We start from the raw sequence: 15,481 nt of genomic DNA, 5'->3' as shown, positions 1-15,481 counted from the left end.
CTTCAATACAATCTGTTATAATAATTGCCAAAGCACTAATTGCTTAAATCAACTTACACTAATAATGTAGCCTTTGCTGGTCCTTAAATGTAACCGTTTTAATGGACGAAAAGGTGGTAAAATGAATTATAATTTGGACATAAGTGTCGATTTAGCCAACTAATAGCGCCAAAAAGTAGATGAATGTTAGGGTAGATATCCGTGAAAGTGGACAAAAGTAACCATGACGTATACCTCTTTAATAGTGACCGGCCATTCCACCATTATGCTTCGGGCCAACTAGTCCTCGGTGGGGAAGAGGCGTCCAAACTCTTTGAACTGGGTGACGCCTATGAATTGCTAATCTGTGCTGGTGGTCAATGCCGGGTGAGCTGGGAGCAGCAAGAGCAGGTGCTCAAGCGGGGCAGCTGTCTGCTAGTGGCGCCCCATACCCGGCTGGAGCTAGTGGGGGTCGAGGCCCCAGTTACCTGTTACTGGATTCAGTTTTTCCCTAAGGATAGTGAAGAACGGGTTGCCTACCAGCACGTTGCGGATGCAATCCGTGACCGTTACGATTTGGGACGGCTGGCAAATAACGTGATTTTGCCCCAGTATTATCAAATTCGGGAATTTAACCGGATCAATACGATGTGTTTGCAGACCCTCCTGCTGATTCGCGGGAACTACTATACGGAAGCACTGCCGTCGTATGCGATTACTGAGCTGATGCTTGAAATTACCAATGACTTTATTACGGGGCTGCACCATTTAACACGGGCCAACCCTAAGGCGACAGAGATTATTGACTGGCTGAGCAGTCACCTGGATGCCGATTTGACGGTTCGGGGATTGGCCGACCATTTTGAAATGAACTATCGGTACGTCAGCCGTCTGATTAAAAAGGAGACCGGAATGACGGCTTCCCGGCTGATTTTGCAGAAAAAGCTGGACATTGCCTGCGGGCTCCTCTTGAAGTCAAACCTGCCCCTCAAGCTAATTGCGGATCAGTCGTACTTCAATGATGAAAAGTATTTTTTGCGTTGTTTTAAAAAGCAGCTGGGCCAAACGCCGACCCAGTATCGGCAGCAGTACATGGACGACTTTCTCCTGAATGATACTAGGACCCGTGAGGCAAGGCGGTAGGTACAAACTTACTATAAAAAAGACCCCGCAAGGACTGAACTGTCACTTGCGGGGGTCTTTGAGGTAAGGGGAGTAATTCGATTACTGGATAATGCTATTAGCAGGCTAGCTTCACTGCACAGTGCCTATTTAATGAGCTTGAATACCTGTTGTTCATCTAAATAATCTTTATTACCAGCGGGGGCTTCGATTGATCCGAACGGCATTTCCGCTCTAAGCTGCCACTCGGCAGGGAGGTCAAAGGCGTGGTGAATTGCGTCGTCAATCAGGGGGTTGTAGTGCTGCAAACTAGCGCCGATTCCCTGCTCAGCAAGTGCTGTCCACACCGCCTGCTGGCTCCCGCCAATTGCCTGTTCTGCCCATGGAGCAAAGTTGGCAGCGTAGGCGGGAAACTGCTCTTCAAGTTTGTGCACGCTGCTGGTGTCTGTTAGGTAGAGGACGGTACCAATACCAGCCCGGAAGCTGGCAATTTTTTGCTTGGTCTTTTCAAAAGCCGCTGGGTCAGTGACGATTTTTGCTAATGTTTCCTCGACGATATCCCAAACCTGATCACTCGCCTGGTTAAATAAGACTACGGCGCGCACGGTCTGGCTATTGAAGGCGCTTGGGGAATTGCGGACTGCCGTAGTTACCAGTTCGTAGATTTCCTCAGGTGTCGCTGTGACGTTCTTTCCTAAAGCATAAATTGACCGCCGCTGGGCAGCCAGTTGATTGAATTCTGATTTCATGAGTAGTCATCCTCCTTTAGGGTTATTACTTACTAATAGTAACCCATAATCATAGATAGACAAGGCGTGAATTATTTTTCACTAGCTAGTGTGTGCTAAAATTAATGTCAAAAGGGGGAAGGACAAGTGGCCAAAGCAATTGATAACTGCCCGATTGATCATACTCTGCAGCAGATTGCTGGTAAGTGGAAGGGACCAATCATCATGATGCTGCTGGAACATCCGAATTGTCGTTTTAACGAATTAGAAAAATTGTTGCCAGCTTGTTCCCGGCGGATGCTGGCCTTGCAACTGAGAGAGCTCGTTGCAGCGGGGATTATTGCAAAGAAGGTGACGGCTACCGTGCCGGTCCAAACTAGCTACTCGCTGACGCCCCGGGGCCAGCAGTTGCGGCCGGTTATTGAGGGAATGCAGGAGTGGGGACAGCGAGGTTAGCTGCAATCAGCTTTTAACTATAATAAAGGGAGCGTGACAGAAGTCATTTATGACTTCGTCTTCACGCCCCCGCAAGCACAAAGAGGGCTTCATAGTTCGGCTTTGCCGAGCGCTGAAGCCCCTTTGTGTACTGCGCTGTTCGTCTTTTAACTAAGTAATAGTACTTATGTCACAGCCTCCTTAGCTGTTTTAAAGATAAAAATGTACCGGCGTAGTAGTTTACTCCCGTTGTATTTAATGAGGGGGGACTTCGTAGTTCCCGGGGAACGGCTATAGCGGTTAACTTTTATTTCCCGGGACATGGTTGGGAATCCGGACGTTTAGCGCCAGAACGGCAATGATGACCAAAATCGAGCCGATGATGTCTGCTCCAGTCATATTGAGGTGGAAAATTAGGACAGAGCCAATCGTAGCGGATAATGGTTCAAAGGCGTCCATCAAACTAAAGGTCGTCGCGTCGATGTATTTTAAGGCGTTGTTAGCGAGCTGGAATGGAATCAGGGTACCGATAATCAGCACACCGAGCCAGCAGAACCAGACGACTGGCAGGTTGGGAACGCGGGGCTGAGCAGGGTGGATAGCCAGGAGGACGATGCCGGAGAACAGCAAGCCCCAGGCGGTAATGACCAGGGAAGGAACCCGGCCTTCATGAAGCATCTTTTGCGGAATCAGGGTGTTGGTGGCGACCCCAATGGCGGAAATCAGCCCCCAAATTAGGATTGCCGGGGTCACGGCTAGCTCGTTAAAGCGGCCGTGCGTAGCAATTGTGAAGACCCCGATGAAGGCAATGATCGCGCAAATGATTTCAATCCGTCGTGGTGGAATATGGCGAAAGGCTGCCTGGTAGGCGATGATGAAGAAGGGACCGACAAACTGGAGAATGGTTGCGATAGAGGCGTTCCCGTACTGGACAACCATGAAGTAGGCGAACTGGACTGGAACCAGGCCAAAAATTCCGTAGGCGAAAATCACCCAAGTATCATGGGGACTTTTGAAAATCCGAAAGGGGTGGTCGCCCTTGATTAAACTAAAGAGGACCAGCAGGATTCCGGCCGCGGTCATCCTGCTCTGGGTCACCCAGAGGGAAGTAATGGAAGAACTGACGTTGAAGAGTCCCTTGGCAAACAGGCCCGAAATCCCCCAGAAGGTGCAGGCCGTAATCACCATAGCAATTCCTAGAGCTTTTTTATTTTTCATGCGCATTCACTCTCAATCTATAAATTTACCCAAGGGATATTCTAACATACTCGTGAACGCGGTGGCAGCAAAGGCAAGCTAACTGCTATTACCGACTAGTTTCGTGCTGGACAGTTTGCTGGTCTGCGGGGTGGGGACGCTTTTGATAGAGACGTTTCACCGCTTCAACGTCCGTGGACTGGATCGGGTAGAAGGAACCCGCTGGTTGCATAACCGAGGTCGCGTTGGTATGCTGGAGGCCGATCGCGTGACCCAGTTCGTGCTCGGCCGTGTTGACAATCCGTTGCGGGGAGTAGCCGTAGTTGGCATTAAGCAGGTAGCCGGCGTTTAGCTGGACATCGGCATGCAGCAGGTAGCCAGTGGTCGCGTCGGTTTTGGTGTTGGTCAGACCGGCTGCCCCGTTTTGCTGCCTGTCGACGGCGGTAACTATAATGTTGGCATCCGTTTTGCTTTGTACCCGCCGAAAGGTGAAGGCTCCGGTCTGATTCCACTGGTCAATGGCCTTGGTGGTGGCGGCGCGCAGGGTCGGGTTGCTGAGGTCAATGTAGATGGTGGTGCTATTTTCCGGCCAGCGCCCGTCGGTAACTGTGCCCTTGCTCTCGGCCTGGCTACTATTTTGCTGTTTCACGGCAACCTTTTTACCGAGCAAATGGTTAACCTGTTGCTGTGTGAATAACTGAGCACGGCCAACTACTGAGTTGACGGTTTGCTGGAAGGCAGGGCTGCCTTGGTAAAGAGCAATTAGCCAGATAAAAAGCCCGCAATAGAACAGGCTTAGCAAGAAGTGGTGCCGTTTAATAATCTTCATCCTCCTTTGGGTAGTCTTAGTTTATGAAATTTAACGCCATTAGTCCACTGTCGAATGCAAATTAAATAAAGGATGAGTGTCAAAAATTTGTAGTTATTCTTTGAGAAAAAAGTTCTCGCCCTATTATTCCTAATGCTTGAAATAATACTACCTATACAAAAAAACGGTGACTAAAAAAGATGCACGTTTTTTGCGTGCACCTTTCTGCCTATATCTTTATTTGACAAAATGTTGGGTAGCATTGGTCCAATGTAAATTAATGAAATCTTGGCCATCTTTTTCACCGAGGTCAAAAAAGGCTCCTTTCGTATCGTTTTCATCAGAGAATGAACCAATATAATAGTCAGTTAAGGCATTTACATGGCCAAATTTATCTGTAGACCAGTGCTCCGTTGAACCATTAGTCAAGTCAGTTACGGTCATTTCAGCTTCTTTTCCATTTTGATTGCTTAAGGTTAAAGCCTTTGCTGGCTTTCCATCCTGAGTCATTGCCCCTACATCGCTGTACTTATCTGAACTTACATCATTGTAGTAGTAAACCTTGTATGTCTCTTGTGCTGTATTATCCATATTAGGTATGGTTATGGTGTCAGGATGGCTTTTAGATACTGTTAACTTTTGATAACGAATACCATTAGTTTTGGCGTAATAAGTACCAACTAAATCATTTGCTGTATCTTTATCTATTTGTCCAGTAGACTTTGAAGCAAATAGACCTGGAATCATAAAACAGAGGCCCAGAATAGTAAAAACTATAGCGGGAGTAAAAACAACAACTAAAAGATTCAAATAATTTTTCTTAGTGGAAGTATTCTTACTTTCCATTTTGACTATACCCCTTACGATACTGTTAACTTCAATAACCGACTTAAAATTCCGTATGAGAATATATCATAAAAAATTGGGAGGGGTAGCAACTCTTTATTTTGATAATTCTTATAATCTTTGCTAACTAGTGAGCATTCTATTGCGAGCTGCGGTATAATATCACTGAAAATCGAGGAGGGAATGAAAATGGCAACCGTATTTACAGTGCAGGTGAAGTTAAGCTGGGGTGAGGAGCGGCAGTATCTACTGGCAAACGATGTTGAGCCTGGACTGGCACACCGTTACGCGACCCGGGAAAACTGGCAGGAAGTAATGATTAAAGCGCTGATCAACGTTCCGGTAGCGCCCTACCTGCCAGATAATAGTGTGCAGCCGCCGATTGCGACGGCGGAAGTGGTGGCGGTAGCTGCCTATGATGACGGGGACGAAGCGGTTCAGGGGCTACAGCGGACCAGGAGTCAGTTTATTATGGCCGCGATTTGGGAAAAGCAGAGTACGACGGTTAACTATAACTTCCTCCGCCATGATTATGACCAGCAGAGTCAGGAGCAGATTAAGGCCGACGTGGACTTCTGGCAAAATGGCCGCCGGCACCCCGCGGTTACCGCGCGAACCCGCGAGCTGATCCAAAAACAGGAAGAACGGTTTCACAAGCAGGAAAATTGAAAATTAATTTGAAAAAGTGGTTGACGAAAAGTGGATTTGCTAGTATAGTAAATATCGTTGCATGGCAACGTAATTGGGAATTGGCCAAGCGGTAAGGCAAAGGACTCTGAATCCTTGATCACTGGTTCGAACCCAGTATTCCCAATCTTGATTGGTCCTATTAAATCAGAAATGGTTTGATAGGACTTTTTTTGTACCAACGATTAGCTGGCTGGCCTGTTTCACCGGGAAGCTGGTAAAATATGAGTAAACATCTGCATGAAGGGATGAGTATGATGAAAATCGGCTTTATCGGAACCGGCGTCATGGGGACCGGCGTAATCAATAATCTTTTGCGCCATGGCAATGAGGTCACGGTTTATAACCGGACGAAGGAACATGCCGCAGCGGTATTAGCAAACGGTGCAAGCTGGGCGGAGACTCCAGCAGCAGCTACCGTTGGCAACGAGATCGTTTTCACGATGGTGGGCTTCCCAACCGACGTGGAACAAGTTTATTACGGACCCAATGGTATTCTAGCGGCGGCAACGAAGGATCAAATCCTAGTGGACATGACGACCAGCAGTCCGAGTTTGGCGAAAAAGCTGGCTCAGGCAGCAGACCAGGTGGTTGACGCACCGGTGTCTGGTGGGGATGTAGGCGCGCAAAAGGGCACCCTAACGGTGATGCTCGGTGGCCAGCAGGCGGTAGTGGAAAAGATTATGCCGGTGCTGGAGCAATTTAGCAGTTCACAGCATTATTTCGGTCCCGCCGGCAGCGGTCAGCACGCCAAAATGGCCAACCAGATTATGATTGCCGGAACGATGACTGGGATGACTGAAATGCTAGTGTACGCTCAACGGGCAGGGCTGGATTTGGCGGAAGTCGTTCGGACGGTCGGCGGCGGAGCAGGGGCTAATTGGAGCCTTAGCAACTACGCTCCCCGGATTTTGCGGGATGATTATACGCCGGGATTCTTTGCAAAGCACTTTTTAAAGGACCTGCGAATTGCCCTTGCTGAGGCGGAACGGTTGCAGATACAGTTGCCGGCGACTGCTGAAGCAAAGCGGTTGTATGAACTGCTGGTGGACCAAGATGGCCTAGGGGATGATGGTACCCAGGCCCTCGTAAAACTGTGGTGGCATTAGCAGGAGTGCGGGACGCGTTCGCTGGTTCCTGCTACTAATTGATTTGACTAAGGAGAAGAAAAATGGCAAGTAATTCTGATTCAATCTATTATGTCCTGACTAAGCTCAAACACCACCCAGAGCTGATCAAAGAGGTGCAGGCCCGCTACACTAACACGGTGATGCTTTTCTTTACGGATGAGTTGAAAATTGCGGATAGCGGCTTTTACTTTCCTGATATGCGGCTGATGGTCAACCGTCTGTCGAATGATTTTGTGGCGAAGAACGGTGACCTGCTGGACTATTACTTTCAAATGACGAACGGTAATGCAAAGAGTTACCGTGATGCCTGGGTGACGACCGCCCACTTACCCAAGCGGCATCTTTATATGTTGGAACTTTCTTATGAATAATCGGGAAAGCAGGTGTGTGGAATGGCCCTTTTGATTTCGACGGCGGTGCTATTGGTGGTGGCTTCACTGGTGATTGCCGGCTTTGCGGTATCATTGTTGGGGATTCCCTTGGCGATTGCCTTCGTTTTGGCGGCGATTAGCACCCCGACTGATGCTACGGCGACCGAGACCGTTTCAGAGGGGCGGATCGTTCCAGAGCGGCAGGAGAGGTTGCTGCGGATGGAATCGCTCTTTAATGATGCTAGCGGAATCGTTTTGCTGGAAGCAATGGTGCTTTAGCTCCGTGACGGCCATTTTCAGTACCAGGTGGCGGTATTAAACTTCCTGCGGGCAGCGGGTGGCGGCGTTATTGTGGGAATTGCGATTGCATTGCTGATGATCAGCTTCCGCCGCGGTCTGCGCAATTTTGCTGGTTCAACCTATAACGCGCAAATTATGCTATTTCTGATTACCCCGTTTATTATTTACTTCGTTGCCGAAAAATTAGGGGTGTCGAGTATCATTGCGGTGGTTTGTGCGGGATTGATGCAGAATAGCGAAAGCTCGCGGAGCAGGTTTGACCATCCCCGCCAGTACCATAATTCGCTAGTGCTGATTGATTTAGTGCGTGATATTTTGAATAACCTGATTTTTGTCGTCCTAGGGGTTATGATTGTCAGAATTGTAAGGGCAGATTTGCTGGTAGCGAATAATGTGGACTTGCGCTGGCTGGCGGCCGGATTCTTGATTTACCTGGTAACGTTGGCGGTGCGGTTTGCATATGGCGTGCTCGTTAAAATGGGCCCGCGCGGCGGTGTGATATTTGCGCTGGGCGGGGTTCACGGGGCGATTACGCTTGCGCTGGCTTTTTCGATTGCGGCTAGTTTGACCGACCAGCAGTTTCAGTTTGTTGTTTTGACGGAAACAATGCTGGTATTGCTAAGTATGCTGGTGCCGTCAGTAGTTTTTCGGTTTATTTTGCAGCCCGACCTTTCAGAAGGAGCAATCTAGGATCGCGTTGGGCAGTTGCGAAGGGAAATGGTGCGGGAAGGAATTGCCGCGGTTGATAAGATCTACCTCCCGGATAATATTCGGGCCAGTGTTCTTTATGATTTGCGCGACCAAAAAGGGGTCACGACGATGCGTGACTTCTGGAAGCAGTGGTCGATTAGCAATCACAATGATGAGTTTACACCCGAAGAATGTGACTTAGAACGACAAGCACTGTTGTGGGCCTTCCGCGCGGAGCGGAATTATTTGAACATGATTGCTCAGCGGGAAGGGCTGCACCAGTATTTGTTTGAACTGTATAATGAGATTCTCCTGTCAGAGTCGATTTTGATTGACCCCCAAAGTAGTTTGAATTAATTGTTAAAACTATTGACAGTGAATAGTCGAATAACGTATAATTCTACTTGTACGTTATTGCCCGCTGGTCAAATTGGTTAAGACGTCGCCCTCTCAAGGCGGAGTTACGGGTTCGATCCCCGTGCGGGTGATTTTTTTATTTTCTGCTGGTTATCAATGGTGTTAAAACGTTGATATACCAGCATTTTTATTTTTCTGAAATTCTATAAAAACGTATTTTTTAGCAAGTCCACGACAAACTCACGACAAAATTTTATTTCTTGCCGGCGTTAATAGGTCACCAATTAGGCGGCCTTTTTATTTTGCCCTGTGGGGATGTTGACGACAAAAAAAGCAAATAAAAAAAGTATCAATGCAAAATTAATTTTAATTGCACTGATACTTTGAAACGTGACTTACTACCTTTTCCATGATAGCAAGGGCACTGACGTTATTAATTATATCACTCTTCGTCGTGGCCATACTGGTCAAGAAAAGATTCCCATTTCTTAAATAGTTCCTTATTCTCAACTCTTAGCGGTATATCGTCCCAGATAATAGTTAATTCGCCCCGCAATGATGCTTTAAGCCGTTCTAAATAGTCGGCTGCACTTTTCCAGGTGGCAAAAACTTCTTCTTCGCCGTTGTTGCTCATATGGATGATACCACGCCCATTAATCGTTGCGATTATTACCGTTGCTTGTGGATTGCTTTCTGCAAGACGCTGTACCCGGCGCCGCAAACTTTCAATATTCATTTATTCCTTGCTCCTTTTCTAATTTGTCAACTTGCCGCCGTAACTCTTCAAGTTCGATGTTCTTGTAGGTGGTATCAAGCACAACTTTAGCTGCCCGTACTTTGTCAGTATTAGCCGCTTTTGGGTCGTTCAACACGTCCGCTAATGTTTCTACTGCTTGACCGCTTAACGCTCTTAGACGGTTATTAGTGGCGTTGATTAAGGCCCGTTGCCGTTTATCGTAAGCCGCTATAAAGCGGGGGAGCTGCCGGTAACGTTGGCCGGTAGCCACGCTTACACCTGCGGTTTTGTAGGCGTCTTGTATAGTTCGCTCAGTGAATAGGGCGTTAAGTAATTTTAATTGCTTTGGCGTCAACTTCTTTTCTTTCATTTTTTATCTCCTGTCAAAACTGTTCAAAACTAATCACTTTGAAAAAGGACGGCCACCATTGGTCGTCCAAAAATTCTAGTGCATACGCTGCAAAGTATAGGTCGGGTTATTGGTCTTTGTTTCCCAGTCCTTGACCCGGTCTGCTGCCATATTAGCTGCAATCTTAGTTTCAAGCGGCAATCCCTTTGGCGACCCGTTCTTCATACCATCAACGATAGTTTGCATTGAAGCCTTGAAACGTTTCAGGAACTCAATTTCGTTGTCGTATGTCAGGCCATCAATTCGCCAACCCTTAGCCTTAACAACGGCTTCAAACGCTTTGAGAAGCGGCAAGTTGTCCTTGTACTTGTCAAGGTAGCCTTGAAGCTCGTCTTTGGATAGGTCGTTATAATTGGCAAGCTGGTTGACGTTGGCTAATTGGTCCGCCGTAACATCGCCATGATAGCGGCCGTTAATCTGGCTTCGCTTTTCCGCAATTGCCTTGTCTAGCTGCTGTTGGGCTTGCTGGCAAAGGTAATCAATTTGACCGGCTGCCGTTTGAGTGTCCTTCTGGTCCTGTAAAGTAGGGTCGATGTATGTTTTATGATTTTCTTTAATTTTCCTATCTAAGCCTTGATAAATATTGCCTGCCTTATCTGCTAGTTGTGCGATGTCCTGCATTGTTAATGTATAATCCATAGTTATATACTTCCTTTCCAATTCTATAAATTTATTAGAGTTGATTGTTGTTAATCCTAAGTAGCAAACGTCATCACGGTTTATTAAAATCCCTCCTGCCCGTGATATAATATAGGTATCAACAGTTCATGAACGGCGGCTAATTAGAGCCGTCTTTTTTTTGTTTACTTCATTACCCGCAAATCTATAACTAACTCATCGCCAAATTGAGCAGTTGCCAGATACAATAAATTAGCGAATTCAATTAATGCTTTCTGTGAATGGTTTCCAAACGGTGTAGTTGTTATTAAAAGCTGTTGGCAAATAGTTTTAACGGGATAACCTTTTACATAACGACCGTATAAAATAGGTTGTCCATACTTTTCTGTTAACGAATTAATTACTTTGATAACAATATCTACTAATTGCCGATAGGTCACATGATTAATAAACCGTTTATCTGGTTCAGTGCTACCACGTTGGGGTAGCCCAGTAATAGCAGGGGATGACAGTAGATTTTCATAATCAGAGTAGCGACGCCATTTCTGAAAGTCTGTTTCTAAAAAGTGGCGTGCTTTATTTATGGTCGCCTGGCGGTCTAAGTTTTTCGGCAGTTCAAAATCAAAAATAACGTTCATCCCCCTAATAAAAATGTCAGGTTTTGACAGGTTCACTATTGCGGAGTAGTTGCTAATTCAGTCATCATAAATCACCATTGCAGAATAATATGCATCGTCCTCGGAAACTGATAGCTGGTACTTAATATCAACTACCGTCTTGCCCTTGATAAAGTCATTAATTTGCTGTTCTAGTTTTTCAGGAAATTCAGTAACAAATTTTCGCTCTCTTGAGCTGTAAAAATTATTTGCTTCAAAGAATTTAACTTTAGCCATTTTAATTACCTCCTAATGTAAATTGGACTATTCCAGTCCAGTGTTTCGCTACTGTTGCTTACCTTAGCGGCCAGGTGCTTTAATTCCTTAATGCGGCTATTGATGGCTGCTAGGTATTCCTTATTACTGCTGTACGGCACGCCGTCCAAATAGCGTTCTACGCCAGGTATATAACGGGTGTATGGTTGTCCGTATTCGTTCATTATCATGTTTAGTCACTCCTTTATGCTAACCCCCTGTGACAGCTCCTGTTTAGTACGCCAATATCAACCCTGTTAGCTGTCACATGGTGGGGTACTTTGCACGGTTTAACACGGTAAAGCACGGCTAACCGTGTATGCTTTGAGCCCTTGGCACGTAAGGCGCTAGCAGTGGTTTAACACGGTAACACACTTCTTTTCTTAAAAGAATATATATTTATATATGGTTCCTGTTCCTCTGTGTACTCTGAAAAAAGTCTTTGAGAGAAAAATAACCGTGTACCGTGTATAATGTCACTTAATCCCTTGGGGCTGTAAGTGCTAGGGCCTACACGCTTAACCGTTCCAGCCGTGTTATTTAATCAGTACCGTGTTAAGCGCTATGTCGTTTGTACCCTTTGCGTCGCTTTCCAAATAATTTGCAATTGTCGCTTTTATTCCAATTCTCGTTATTATCAAATACCATCGAAATCTTAGCAGTTAGCGGGTTCCGTCCGCCCCGTGCAATTTCTCGGCCGTTCTGTTCAAACACGACTTCCAGTAACTCGGTATTAGTAAACTGTGGCAGCTTATGCAGCTGGTCCGGCTCAAATAGAATATAATCACTTGTCTTGTTCTCACCAGTGCCAGTTACAACTCGTTTACCATATTCACCGTGTTCCCTATATCGTTTCCAATACTGTTGCCGCTGGTAAATGCTGAAACTGTCCCAATCATCAGGTACCAGTAATTCGCTGTATTCCAGCATTAAATCGGCTTGCAGGTCGGCGGCCATTGCCTTAGATTGCTTATCGTGGGCCACTCGTTCCAGCTTGTCCGGTAACTTCAAGGCGTGCCCCTGTTCAAACAGCACTTTGGCTTCCGCTAGGATTTGCAAGATGTCAGCATTGTTATAGTCACCCGGTGCCGGCATAGGCTTCCTGGCCCTACTTTTCTCGCAATGAATGGGGTAAAAACGTCGGTTACCGGTTAAGTCGTGTAGATATTCCGACCGGTTCACGGTTCCGATAAACATATTCTTGCGGGGATGATATTCCCGAATCCGCCCATAGGGGGAACGAAAATTATCACTTGTGGCCGAAATAAACGCCTTGGTTCGGTCCAAGCTGGTATTAGTCATGGCTTCTAGTTCGCCAATTTCGACCACCCAAGCACTATGAATTTTAATAAGGTCGTCCTTATCAGCGCCCATTGTCCTTAAACTGTCCTCAAAATATGGTGGTGAACATAGCAGGCTAACCAGCGTACTTTTTCCGATACCCTGTTTACCATCAAGAATCGGCATAATGTCACACTTAATTCCGGGCCGGTATACTCTGGCAACCAGGCCCACCAGCCATGTTTCAGTAACAGCCTTTACATATTCGTTATTGTCAGCCCCTAAGTAATCAATGAAAAAGTTAGCCGCCCGTTGTTGTCCGTCCCATTGCACCGTTTCGATACGTTGTTTAATGGGATTAAATGGATGGCCCTTAGCAGCTAACAGCAAGCCATCCGTTACCGCCTTATCAGTAGGTATCATCCGATAATAGCGTTCAATATCAGTTGCCAGGTTGGCTATTAGGTCATCATCAATCGAAACGAAACCCGCTTGGGTGCTTTTTCTATACTCTGCCTCTTCGGTGAAGCTGTTGTATCTGAATAAGTCTTGGTAATGGGGGTCATGCTCAAAGATTAGCCGGACGTTCTCCCGTGAATTGGGTTTGATAACCCCTTTATCAGTTTTCAGCATTCCTTGCTTTGCCGCTTTAATCGAACTCATGGTATTAGTCATCCCCAACAGGGTGCTATCAACAGCTTTTAGGATAGTCATCATCCGATAGTTAGAATTCTTTTCGTCTAGCTGGCTGGCTAATTTAGTGGCCTGCTCTCGTGCTTTTTGGTTGGTTTCATCCCCATACGCCTTGTTAATATCGGCGGTGATTTTATTAGCCAGCTCATGGGCCGTGTCTTTCTTGACGTATTGCAGCGCCAAAGAATTGATGGCGGCCCATTCGGCTTTTTCTGTGGCGCTCTGTTTATCTTTCTCTTCACTCATTCAATTAATACCTCCTCATATATCGTTCTAACTGCTGGCGTTTGTGGTCGATGGCTTGCTTTATAGTCCGTTGGCCGTAAGTCCCGCCGCCGTCCATTCGGTTCCACTTGGGACGGTACAGATTAGTTTGCTTGAATACCTCATCAATTAATCGGCTGTCGTAATCACCGGTTACCTGGCGGACCCAATAGGCCAGCATATTGCAGCAAGCCATATCTTGGGCCGATGGGTCGTAATTGATTAGCTGGCCGTTCTCATCGGGGAATTGCTTCCCGGTGACGTTGGTACTCTCAATAGGTAAATCAGCCGTCAGCCACCAATTAAATCGCTTGGCGTCCGTACTTTGCATAATGGAATCAATGACGGCCACCCCCGTATCACTTAACACCCCATGTGATAGCTCTGTATTGCTGAAATCACTGTTACCAGTCTGGCCCGGTGGTGCATACTCGCCAAACAATAATTGGTGTAATTGCTGCCACATGGGTTGGCTGATAGTGCTGATTTTAAGTGGTAAGTCATCATCTAGGGCTTTACCAGTCAAGGCGACCAGCCGGCCACTGGTGTACAGCTCTCGGCCGTGCTGCTTGGTGCTGAATTGCTCTACGGTGTCATCAACCTTGAAAATGAAGTGCAATCCTAACCCCGACTGGCTGACCTCGCAATAGGTATCACCTAATAGGTCCAGCAGCTGGTTAACTAAGCCGTCCTGGTCTGGGCTGTAATCGTCGATTTCATTGGGGATGTTGTCTAGGTCTAGGAAACACCAGCCGCCGCCAGCCATGAATCCCGGCCCACCATAATTCATCACTCTGGCCCGCTCGGGATTAGCTTGGGCAAATGTGTAAGTGTTTAGTGCTTGTTGATAGGTTCCCCACGTACTTGGTCCCACACTTGACGCCAGGCCCCGACACTTAGGACTGTTCAGGTCATGGGGGACTTTCTTACGCTTATGGGTGTCGTCTGGGTGCTGCGGGTCATCATGATAGAACCAGGCACACCAGCGGCGTTCTTGCTTCATTGCTTCCGGGAAGTCCATTACTCGGCCCCCTCTACATATTTTTGATAAGCATCTTCCAACTTGTCGGCCTGGTCCTCAGTCGTGGACTTTAGGCACCGTAACAAGGCTTTAATAGCTTGATGGTCCCTTACTAATTCATAAACTGCCGTTGACGTTTTAGAATCATCCGGGTACTCGTCACCAATTAACGGGTCTAAAATATAAGCAAGGGTATCATCTAAGGAAGCTAGCAACCCGGCTTGGGTTTCGTTCGTAGTTTGAATATCACTTAAATCAAAATCTAAATCATTCTTCATTCTTAAACACCAATCCTTTAATTTAATTGCTAGGCTTGGTAAAATATGGGTATAGCGTGAAATTCAAAAAACTTCACTTGTCAGCGTATACCAAACACCACTCGCCAAAGTTTCGTTTGATATATGCTTTTTTTGTACCCTCATTTATCTAGCCCTTTAGTTCTGTTCTGCTGATTACTTGCGCCCGTTTAGTCATCATCTGAATTTGTGACGTTAGCGGGGCCAACGCTTGCTGCCGTTCTTGGTCGTTGGTAATGATGAAGTAGCCATTACCGGGTTTCTGGTTCGTGGCCCCAATTGGTTGATGGTGGACCACAATCAAGCGGTAGATAATGGCCCGGACCTTGCGCCCATTCCAGCCGGTCAGTTTCACTAACTCACGCAATGGGCGGGGATGACTAACCCCATGTGGCAGCAGCTGTAATAATTGTTGTTCTTCCTGGTCTAATTTCATTTACATACCTCCAATAAATTCGCTGATGATAGAACATAGCAGGGCGGCCAGTGGAACGAATGTCGCCAGATAAGCCCATCCCCGTTCACTGGGGGCCGTGTTCCAGTATGACAATATGCGATGGTCAATTGTTGCTAATAGTTTCATAGTTATGTCCTCCAGTCAC

21 protein-coding genes, 2 tRNA genes and 1 pseudogene are annotated in these 15,481 nt (G+C 46.7%); 9 read left to right on the top strand and 15 right to left on the bottom strand.

What is annotated here, in order from left to right; genetic code table 11:
- Positions 1-201: 201 nt before the first annotated feature.
- The gene (locus N4599_RS03650; RefSeq protein WP_260902058.1) at positions 202-1,122 is read left to right on the top strand and encodes a helix-turn-helix domain-containing protein; all 921 of its coding nucleotides are present in this window, start codon (positions 202-204) and stop codon (positions 1,120-1,122) included.
- A 125-nt stretch (positions 1,123-1,247) separates the two neighbouring features.
- On the opposite strand, the gene N4599_RS03645 is transcribed toward N4599_RS03650, so the two are convergent.
- A complete protein-coding gene (locus N4599_RS03645) occupies positions 1,248-1,850 on the bottom strand; it encodes a nitroreductase family protein (RefSeq protein WP_003712762.1) in 603 nt (200 codons plus the stop codon).
- A gap of 126 nt (positions 1,851-1,976) precedes the next feature.
- On the opposite strand from N4599_RS03645, the gene N4599_RS03640 reads away from it, so the two are divergent.
- Positions 1,977-2,285: a winged helix-turn-helix transcriptional regulator gene (locus tag N4599_RS03640; RefSeq protein ID WP_003712772.1), complete on the top strand. Its 309-nt coding sequence runs from the start codon at positions 1,977-1,979 to the stop codon at positions 2,283-2,285.
- 279 nt (positions 2,286-2,564) lie between these two features.
- On the opposite strand, the gene N4599_RS03635 is transcribed toward N4599_RS03640, so the two are convergent.
- From N4599_RS03635 to N4599_RS03625, 3 genes are all read right to left on the bottom strand, one after another.
- Entirely contained in the window at positions 2,565-3,482 is a 918-nt protein-coding gene (locus tag N4599_RS03635; protein ID WP_191363960.1) for an EamA family transporter, read from the bottom strand.
- Between the two features lie 88 nt (positions 3,483-3,570).
- A complete protein-coding gene (locus N4599_RS03630; RefSeq protein ID WP_260902055.1) occupies positions 3,571-4,290 on the bottom strand; it encodes a matrixin family metalloprotease in 720 nt (239 codons plus the stop codon).
- Positions 4,291-4,506: 216 nt separating this feature from the next.
- Positions 4,507-5,115, bottom strand: a complete 609-nt coding sequence (locus N4599_RS03625; protein WP_260902053.1) for a hypothetical protein — start codon at positions 5,113-5,115, stop codon at positions 4,507-4,509.
- Between the two features lie 189 nt (positions 5,116-5,304).
- Here N4599_RS03625 and N4599_RS03620 point away from each other — a divergent pair, with 189 nt between their 5' ends.
- The 7 genes and pseudogenes from N4599_RS03620 (at position 5,305) to N4599_RS03590 (ending at position 8,781) form a co-directional block, all read left to right on the top strand.
- Entirely contained in the window at positions 5,305-5,784 is a 480-nt protein-coding gene (locus N4599_RS03620) for a DUF7679 family protein (RefSeq protein WP_191363963.1), read from the top strand.
- A gap of 74 nt (positions 5,785-5,858) precedes the next feature.
- A tRNA-Gln gene (locus N4599_RS03615) sits at positions 5,859-5,929 on the top strand.
- A gap of 130 nt (positions 5,930-6,059) precedes the next feature.
- Positions 6,060-6,911: an NAD(P)-dependent oxidoreductase gene (locus N4599_RS03610; protein WP_260902468.1), complete on the top strand. Its 852-nt coding sequence runs from the start codon at positions 6,060-6,062 to the stop codon at positions 6,909-6,911.
- A gap of 62 nt (positions 6,912-6,973) precedes the next feature.
- Positions 6,974-7,303 carry a hypothetical protein gene (locus N4599_RS03605; protein WP_191363965.1) on the top strand — a complete coding sequence of 110 codons (330 nt, stop codon included), beginning with the start codon at positions 6,974-6,976 and terminating at the stop codon, positions 7,301-7,303.
- Positions 7,304-7,324: 21 nt separating this feature from the next.
- Positions 7,325-8,293: pseudogene (locus N4599_RS03600) on the top strand (cation:proton antiporter domain-containing protein).
- Between the two features lie 15 nt (positions 8,294-8,308).
- Positions 8,309-8,650: a hypothetical protein gene (locus N4599_RS03595; protein WP_260902047.1), complete on the top strand. Its 342-nt coding sequence runs from the start codon at positions 8,309-8,311 to the stop codon at positions 8,648-8,650.
- A gap of 58 nt (positions 8,651-8,708) precedes the next feature.
- Positions 8,709-8,781: transfer RNA gene (locus N4599_RS03590), tRNA-Glu, on the top strand.
- 311 nt (positions 8,782-9,092) lie between these two features.
- Here the strand turns inward: N4599_RS03590 and N4599_RS03585 are convergent.
- From N4599_RS03585 to N4599_RS03535, 11 genes are all read right to left on the bottom strand, one after another.
- The gene (locus tag N4599_RS03585; protein ID WP_260902045.1) at positions 9,093-9,386 is read right to left on the bottom strand and encodes a hypothetical protein; all 294 of its coding nucleotides are present in this window, start codon (positions 9,384-9,386) and stop codon (positions 9,093-9,095) included.
- Positions 9,376-9,756: a hypothetical protein gene (locus N4599_RS03580; RefSeq protein WP_260902043.1), complete on the bottom strand. Its 381-nt coding sequence runs from the start codon at positions 9,754-9,756 to the stop codon at positions 9,376-9,378. The genes N4599_RS03585 and N4599_RS03580 overlap by 11 nt, the downstream gene beginning before the upstream one ends.
- Positions 9,757-9,831: 75 nt before the next feature.
- On the bottom strand, positions 9,832-10,434 hold the full coding sequence (locus N4599_RS03575) for a hypothetical protein (protein ID WP_260902041.1): 603 nt from the start codon (positions 10,432-10,434) through the stop codon (positions 9,832-9,834).
- 164 nt (positions 10,435-10,598) lie between these two features.
- The gene (locus N4599_RS03570) at positions 10,599-11,051 is read right to left on the bottom strand and encodes a hypothetical protein (protein ID WP_260902039.1); all 453 of its coding nucleotides are present in this window, start codon (positions 11,049-11,051) and stop codon (positions 10,599-10,601) included.
- A gap of 57 nt (positions 11,052-11,108) precedes the next feature.
- On the bottom strand, positions 11,109-11,306 hold the full coding sequence (locus tag N4599_RS03565; protein WP_260902037.1) for a sporulation protein Cse60: 198 nt from the start codon (positions 11,304-11,306) through the stop codon (positions 11,109-11,111).
- A 5-nt stretch (positions 11,307-11,311) separates the two neighbouring features.
- Positions 11,312-11,515, bottom strand: a complete 204-nt coding sequence (locus tag N4599_RS03560) for a hypothetical protein (RefSeq protein WP_204780685.1) — start codon at positions 11,513-11,515, stop codon at positions 11,312-11,314.
- A gap of 364 nt (positions 11,516-11,879) precedes the next feature.
- The gene (locus N4599_RS03555) at positions 11,880-13,544 is read right to left on the bottom strand and encodes a virulence-associated E family protein (protein ID WP_260902035.1); all 1,665 of its coding nucleotides are present in this window, start codon (positions 13,542-13,544) and stop codon (positions 11,880-11,882) included.
- A gap of 4 nt (positions 13,545-13,548) precedes the next feature.
- Complete coding sequence (locus N4599_RS03550) at positions 13,549-14,583, bottom strand: phage NrS-1 polymerase family protein (RefSeq protein ID WP_260902033.1); 1,035 nt, start codon at positions 14,581-14,583, stop codon at positions 13,549-13,551.
- Positions 14,583-14,861 carry a hypothetical protein gene (locus N4599_RS03545; RefSeq protein WP_260902030.1) on the bottom strand — a complete coding sequence of 93 codons (279 nt, stop codon included), beginning with the start codon at positions 14,859-14,861 and terminating at the stop codon, positions 14,583-14,585. Before N4599_RS03545 ends, N4599_RS03550 begins: the two co-directional genes overlap by 1 nt.
- A gap of 148 nt (positions 14,862-15,009) precedes the next feature.
- Positions 15,010-15,315 (bottom strand): hypothetical protein, encoded by a 306-nt coding sequence (locus N4599_RS03540; RefSeq protein ID WP_260902027.1) that lies wholly within the window; start codon positions 15,313-15,315, stop codon positions 15,010-15,012.
- Positions 15,316-15,462 (bottom strand): hypothetical protein, encoded by a 147-nt coding sequence (locus N4599_RS03535; protein ID WP_260902025.1) that lies wholly within the window; start codon positions 15,460-15,462, stop codon positions 15,316-15,318. It abuts the gene before it with no gap.
- Positions 15,463-15,481: the final 19 nt, after the last annotated feature.

This window comes from Limosilactobacillus oris, from assembly GCF_025311495.1.
In the GTDB taxonomy this organism is placed as follows: Bacteria; Bacillota; Bacilli; order Lactobacillales; family Lactobacillaceae; genus Limosilactobacillus; species Limosilactobacillus oris_A.
The sequence above is the reverse complement of the archived record's forward strand: the minus strand, read 5'-3'. Positions and strand labels throughout refer to the sequence as shown.

Coding starts and splice junctions, on each gene's coding strand:
- N4599_RS03630 (WP_260902055.1), bottom strand. CDS start 4,290: ATGAAGATTATTAAACGGCACCACTTCTTGCTAAGCCTGTTCTATTGC.
- N4599_RS03635 (WP_191363960.1), bottom strand. CDS start 3,482: ATGAAAAATAAAAAAGCTCTAGGAATTGCTATGGTGATTACGGCCTGC.
- N4599_RS03575 (WP_260902041.1), bottom strand. CDS start 10,434: ATGGATTATACATTAACAATGCAGGACATCGCACAACTAGCAGATAAG.
- N4599_RS03605 (WP_191363965.1), top strand. CDS start 6,974: ATGGCAAGTAATTCTGATTCAATCTATTATGTCCTGACTAAGCTCAAA.
- N4599_RS03535 (WP_260902025.1), bottom strand. CDS start 15,462: ATGAAACTATTAGCAACAATTGACCATCGCATATTGTCATACTGGAAC.
- N4599_RS03645 (WP_003712762.1), bottom strand. CDS start 1,850: ATGAAATCAGAATTCAATCAACTGGCTGCCCAGCGGCGGTCAATTTAT.
- N4599_RS03545 (WP_260902030.1), bottom strand. CDS start 14,861: ATGAAGAATGATTTAGATTTTGATTTAAGTGATATTCAAACTACGAAC.
- N4599_RS03610 (WP_260902468.1), top strand. CDS start 6,060: ATGAAAATCGGCTTTATCGGAACCGGCGTCATGGGGACCGGCGTAATC.
- N4599_RS03570 (WP_260902039.1), bottom strand. CDS start 11,051: ATGAACGTTATTTTTGATTTTGAACTGCCGAAAAACTTAGACCGCCAG.
- N4599_RS03625 (WP_260902053.1), bottom strand. CDS start 5,115: ATGGAAAGTAAGAATACTTCCACTAAGAAAAATTATTTGAATCTTTTA.
- N4599_RS03550 (WP_260902033.1), bottom strand. CDS start 14,583: ATGGACTTCCCGGAAGCAATGAAGCAAGAACGCCGCTGGTGTGCCTGG.
- N4599_RS03565 (WP_260902037.1), bottom strand. CDS start 11,306: ATGGCTAAAGTTAAATTCTTTGAAGCAAATAATTTTTACAGCTCAAGA.
- N4599_RS03580 (WP_260902043.1), bottom strand. CDS start 9,756: ATGAAAGAAAAGAAGTTGACGCCAAAGCAATTAAAATTACTTAACGCC.
- N4599_RS03560 (WP_204780685.1), bottom strand. CDS start 11,515: ATGATAATGAACGAATACGGACAACCATACACCCGTTATATACCTGGC.
- N4599_RS03620 (WP_191363963.1), top strand. CDS start 5,305: ATGGCAACCGTATTTACAGTGCAGGTGAAGTTAAGCTGGGGTGAGGAG.
- N4599_RS03540 (WP_260902027.1), bottom strand. CDS start 15,315: ATGAAATTAGACCAGGAAGAACAACAATTATTACAGCTGCTGCCACAT.
- N4599_RS03555 (WP_260902035.1), bottom strand. CDS start 13,544: ATGAGTGAAGAGAAAGATAAACAGAGCGCCACAGAAAAAGCCGAATGG.
- N4599_RS03585 (WP_260902045.1), bottom strand. CDS start 9,386: ATGAATATTGAAAGTTTGCGGCGCCGGGTACAGCGTCTTGCAGAAAGC.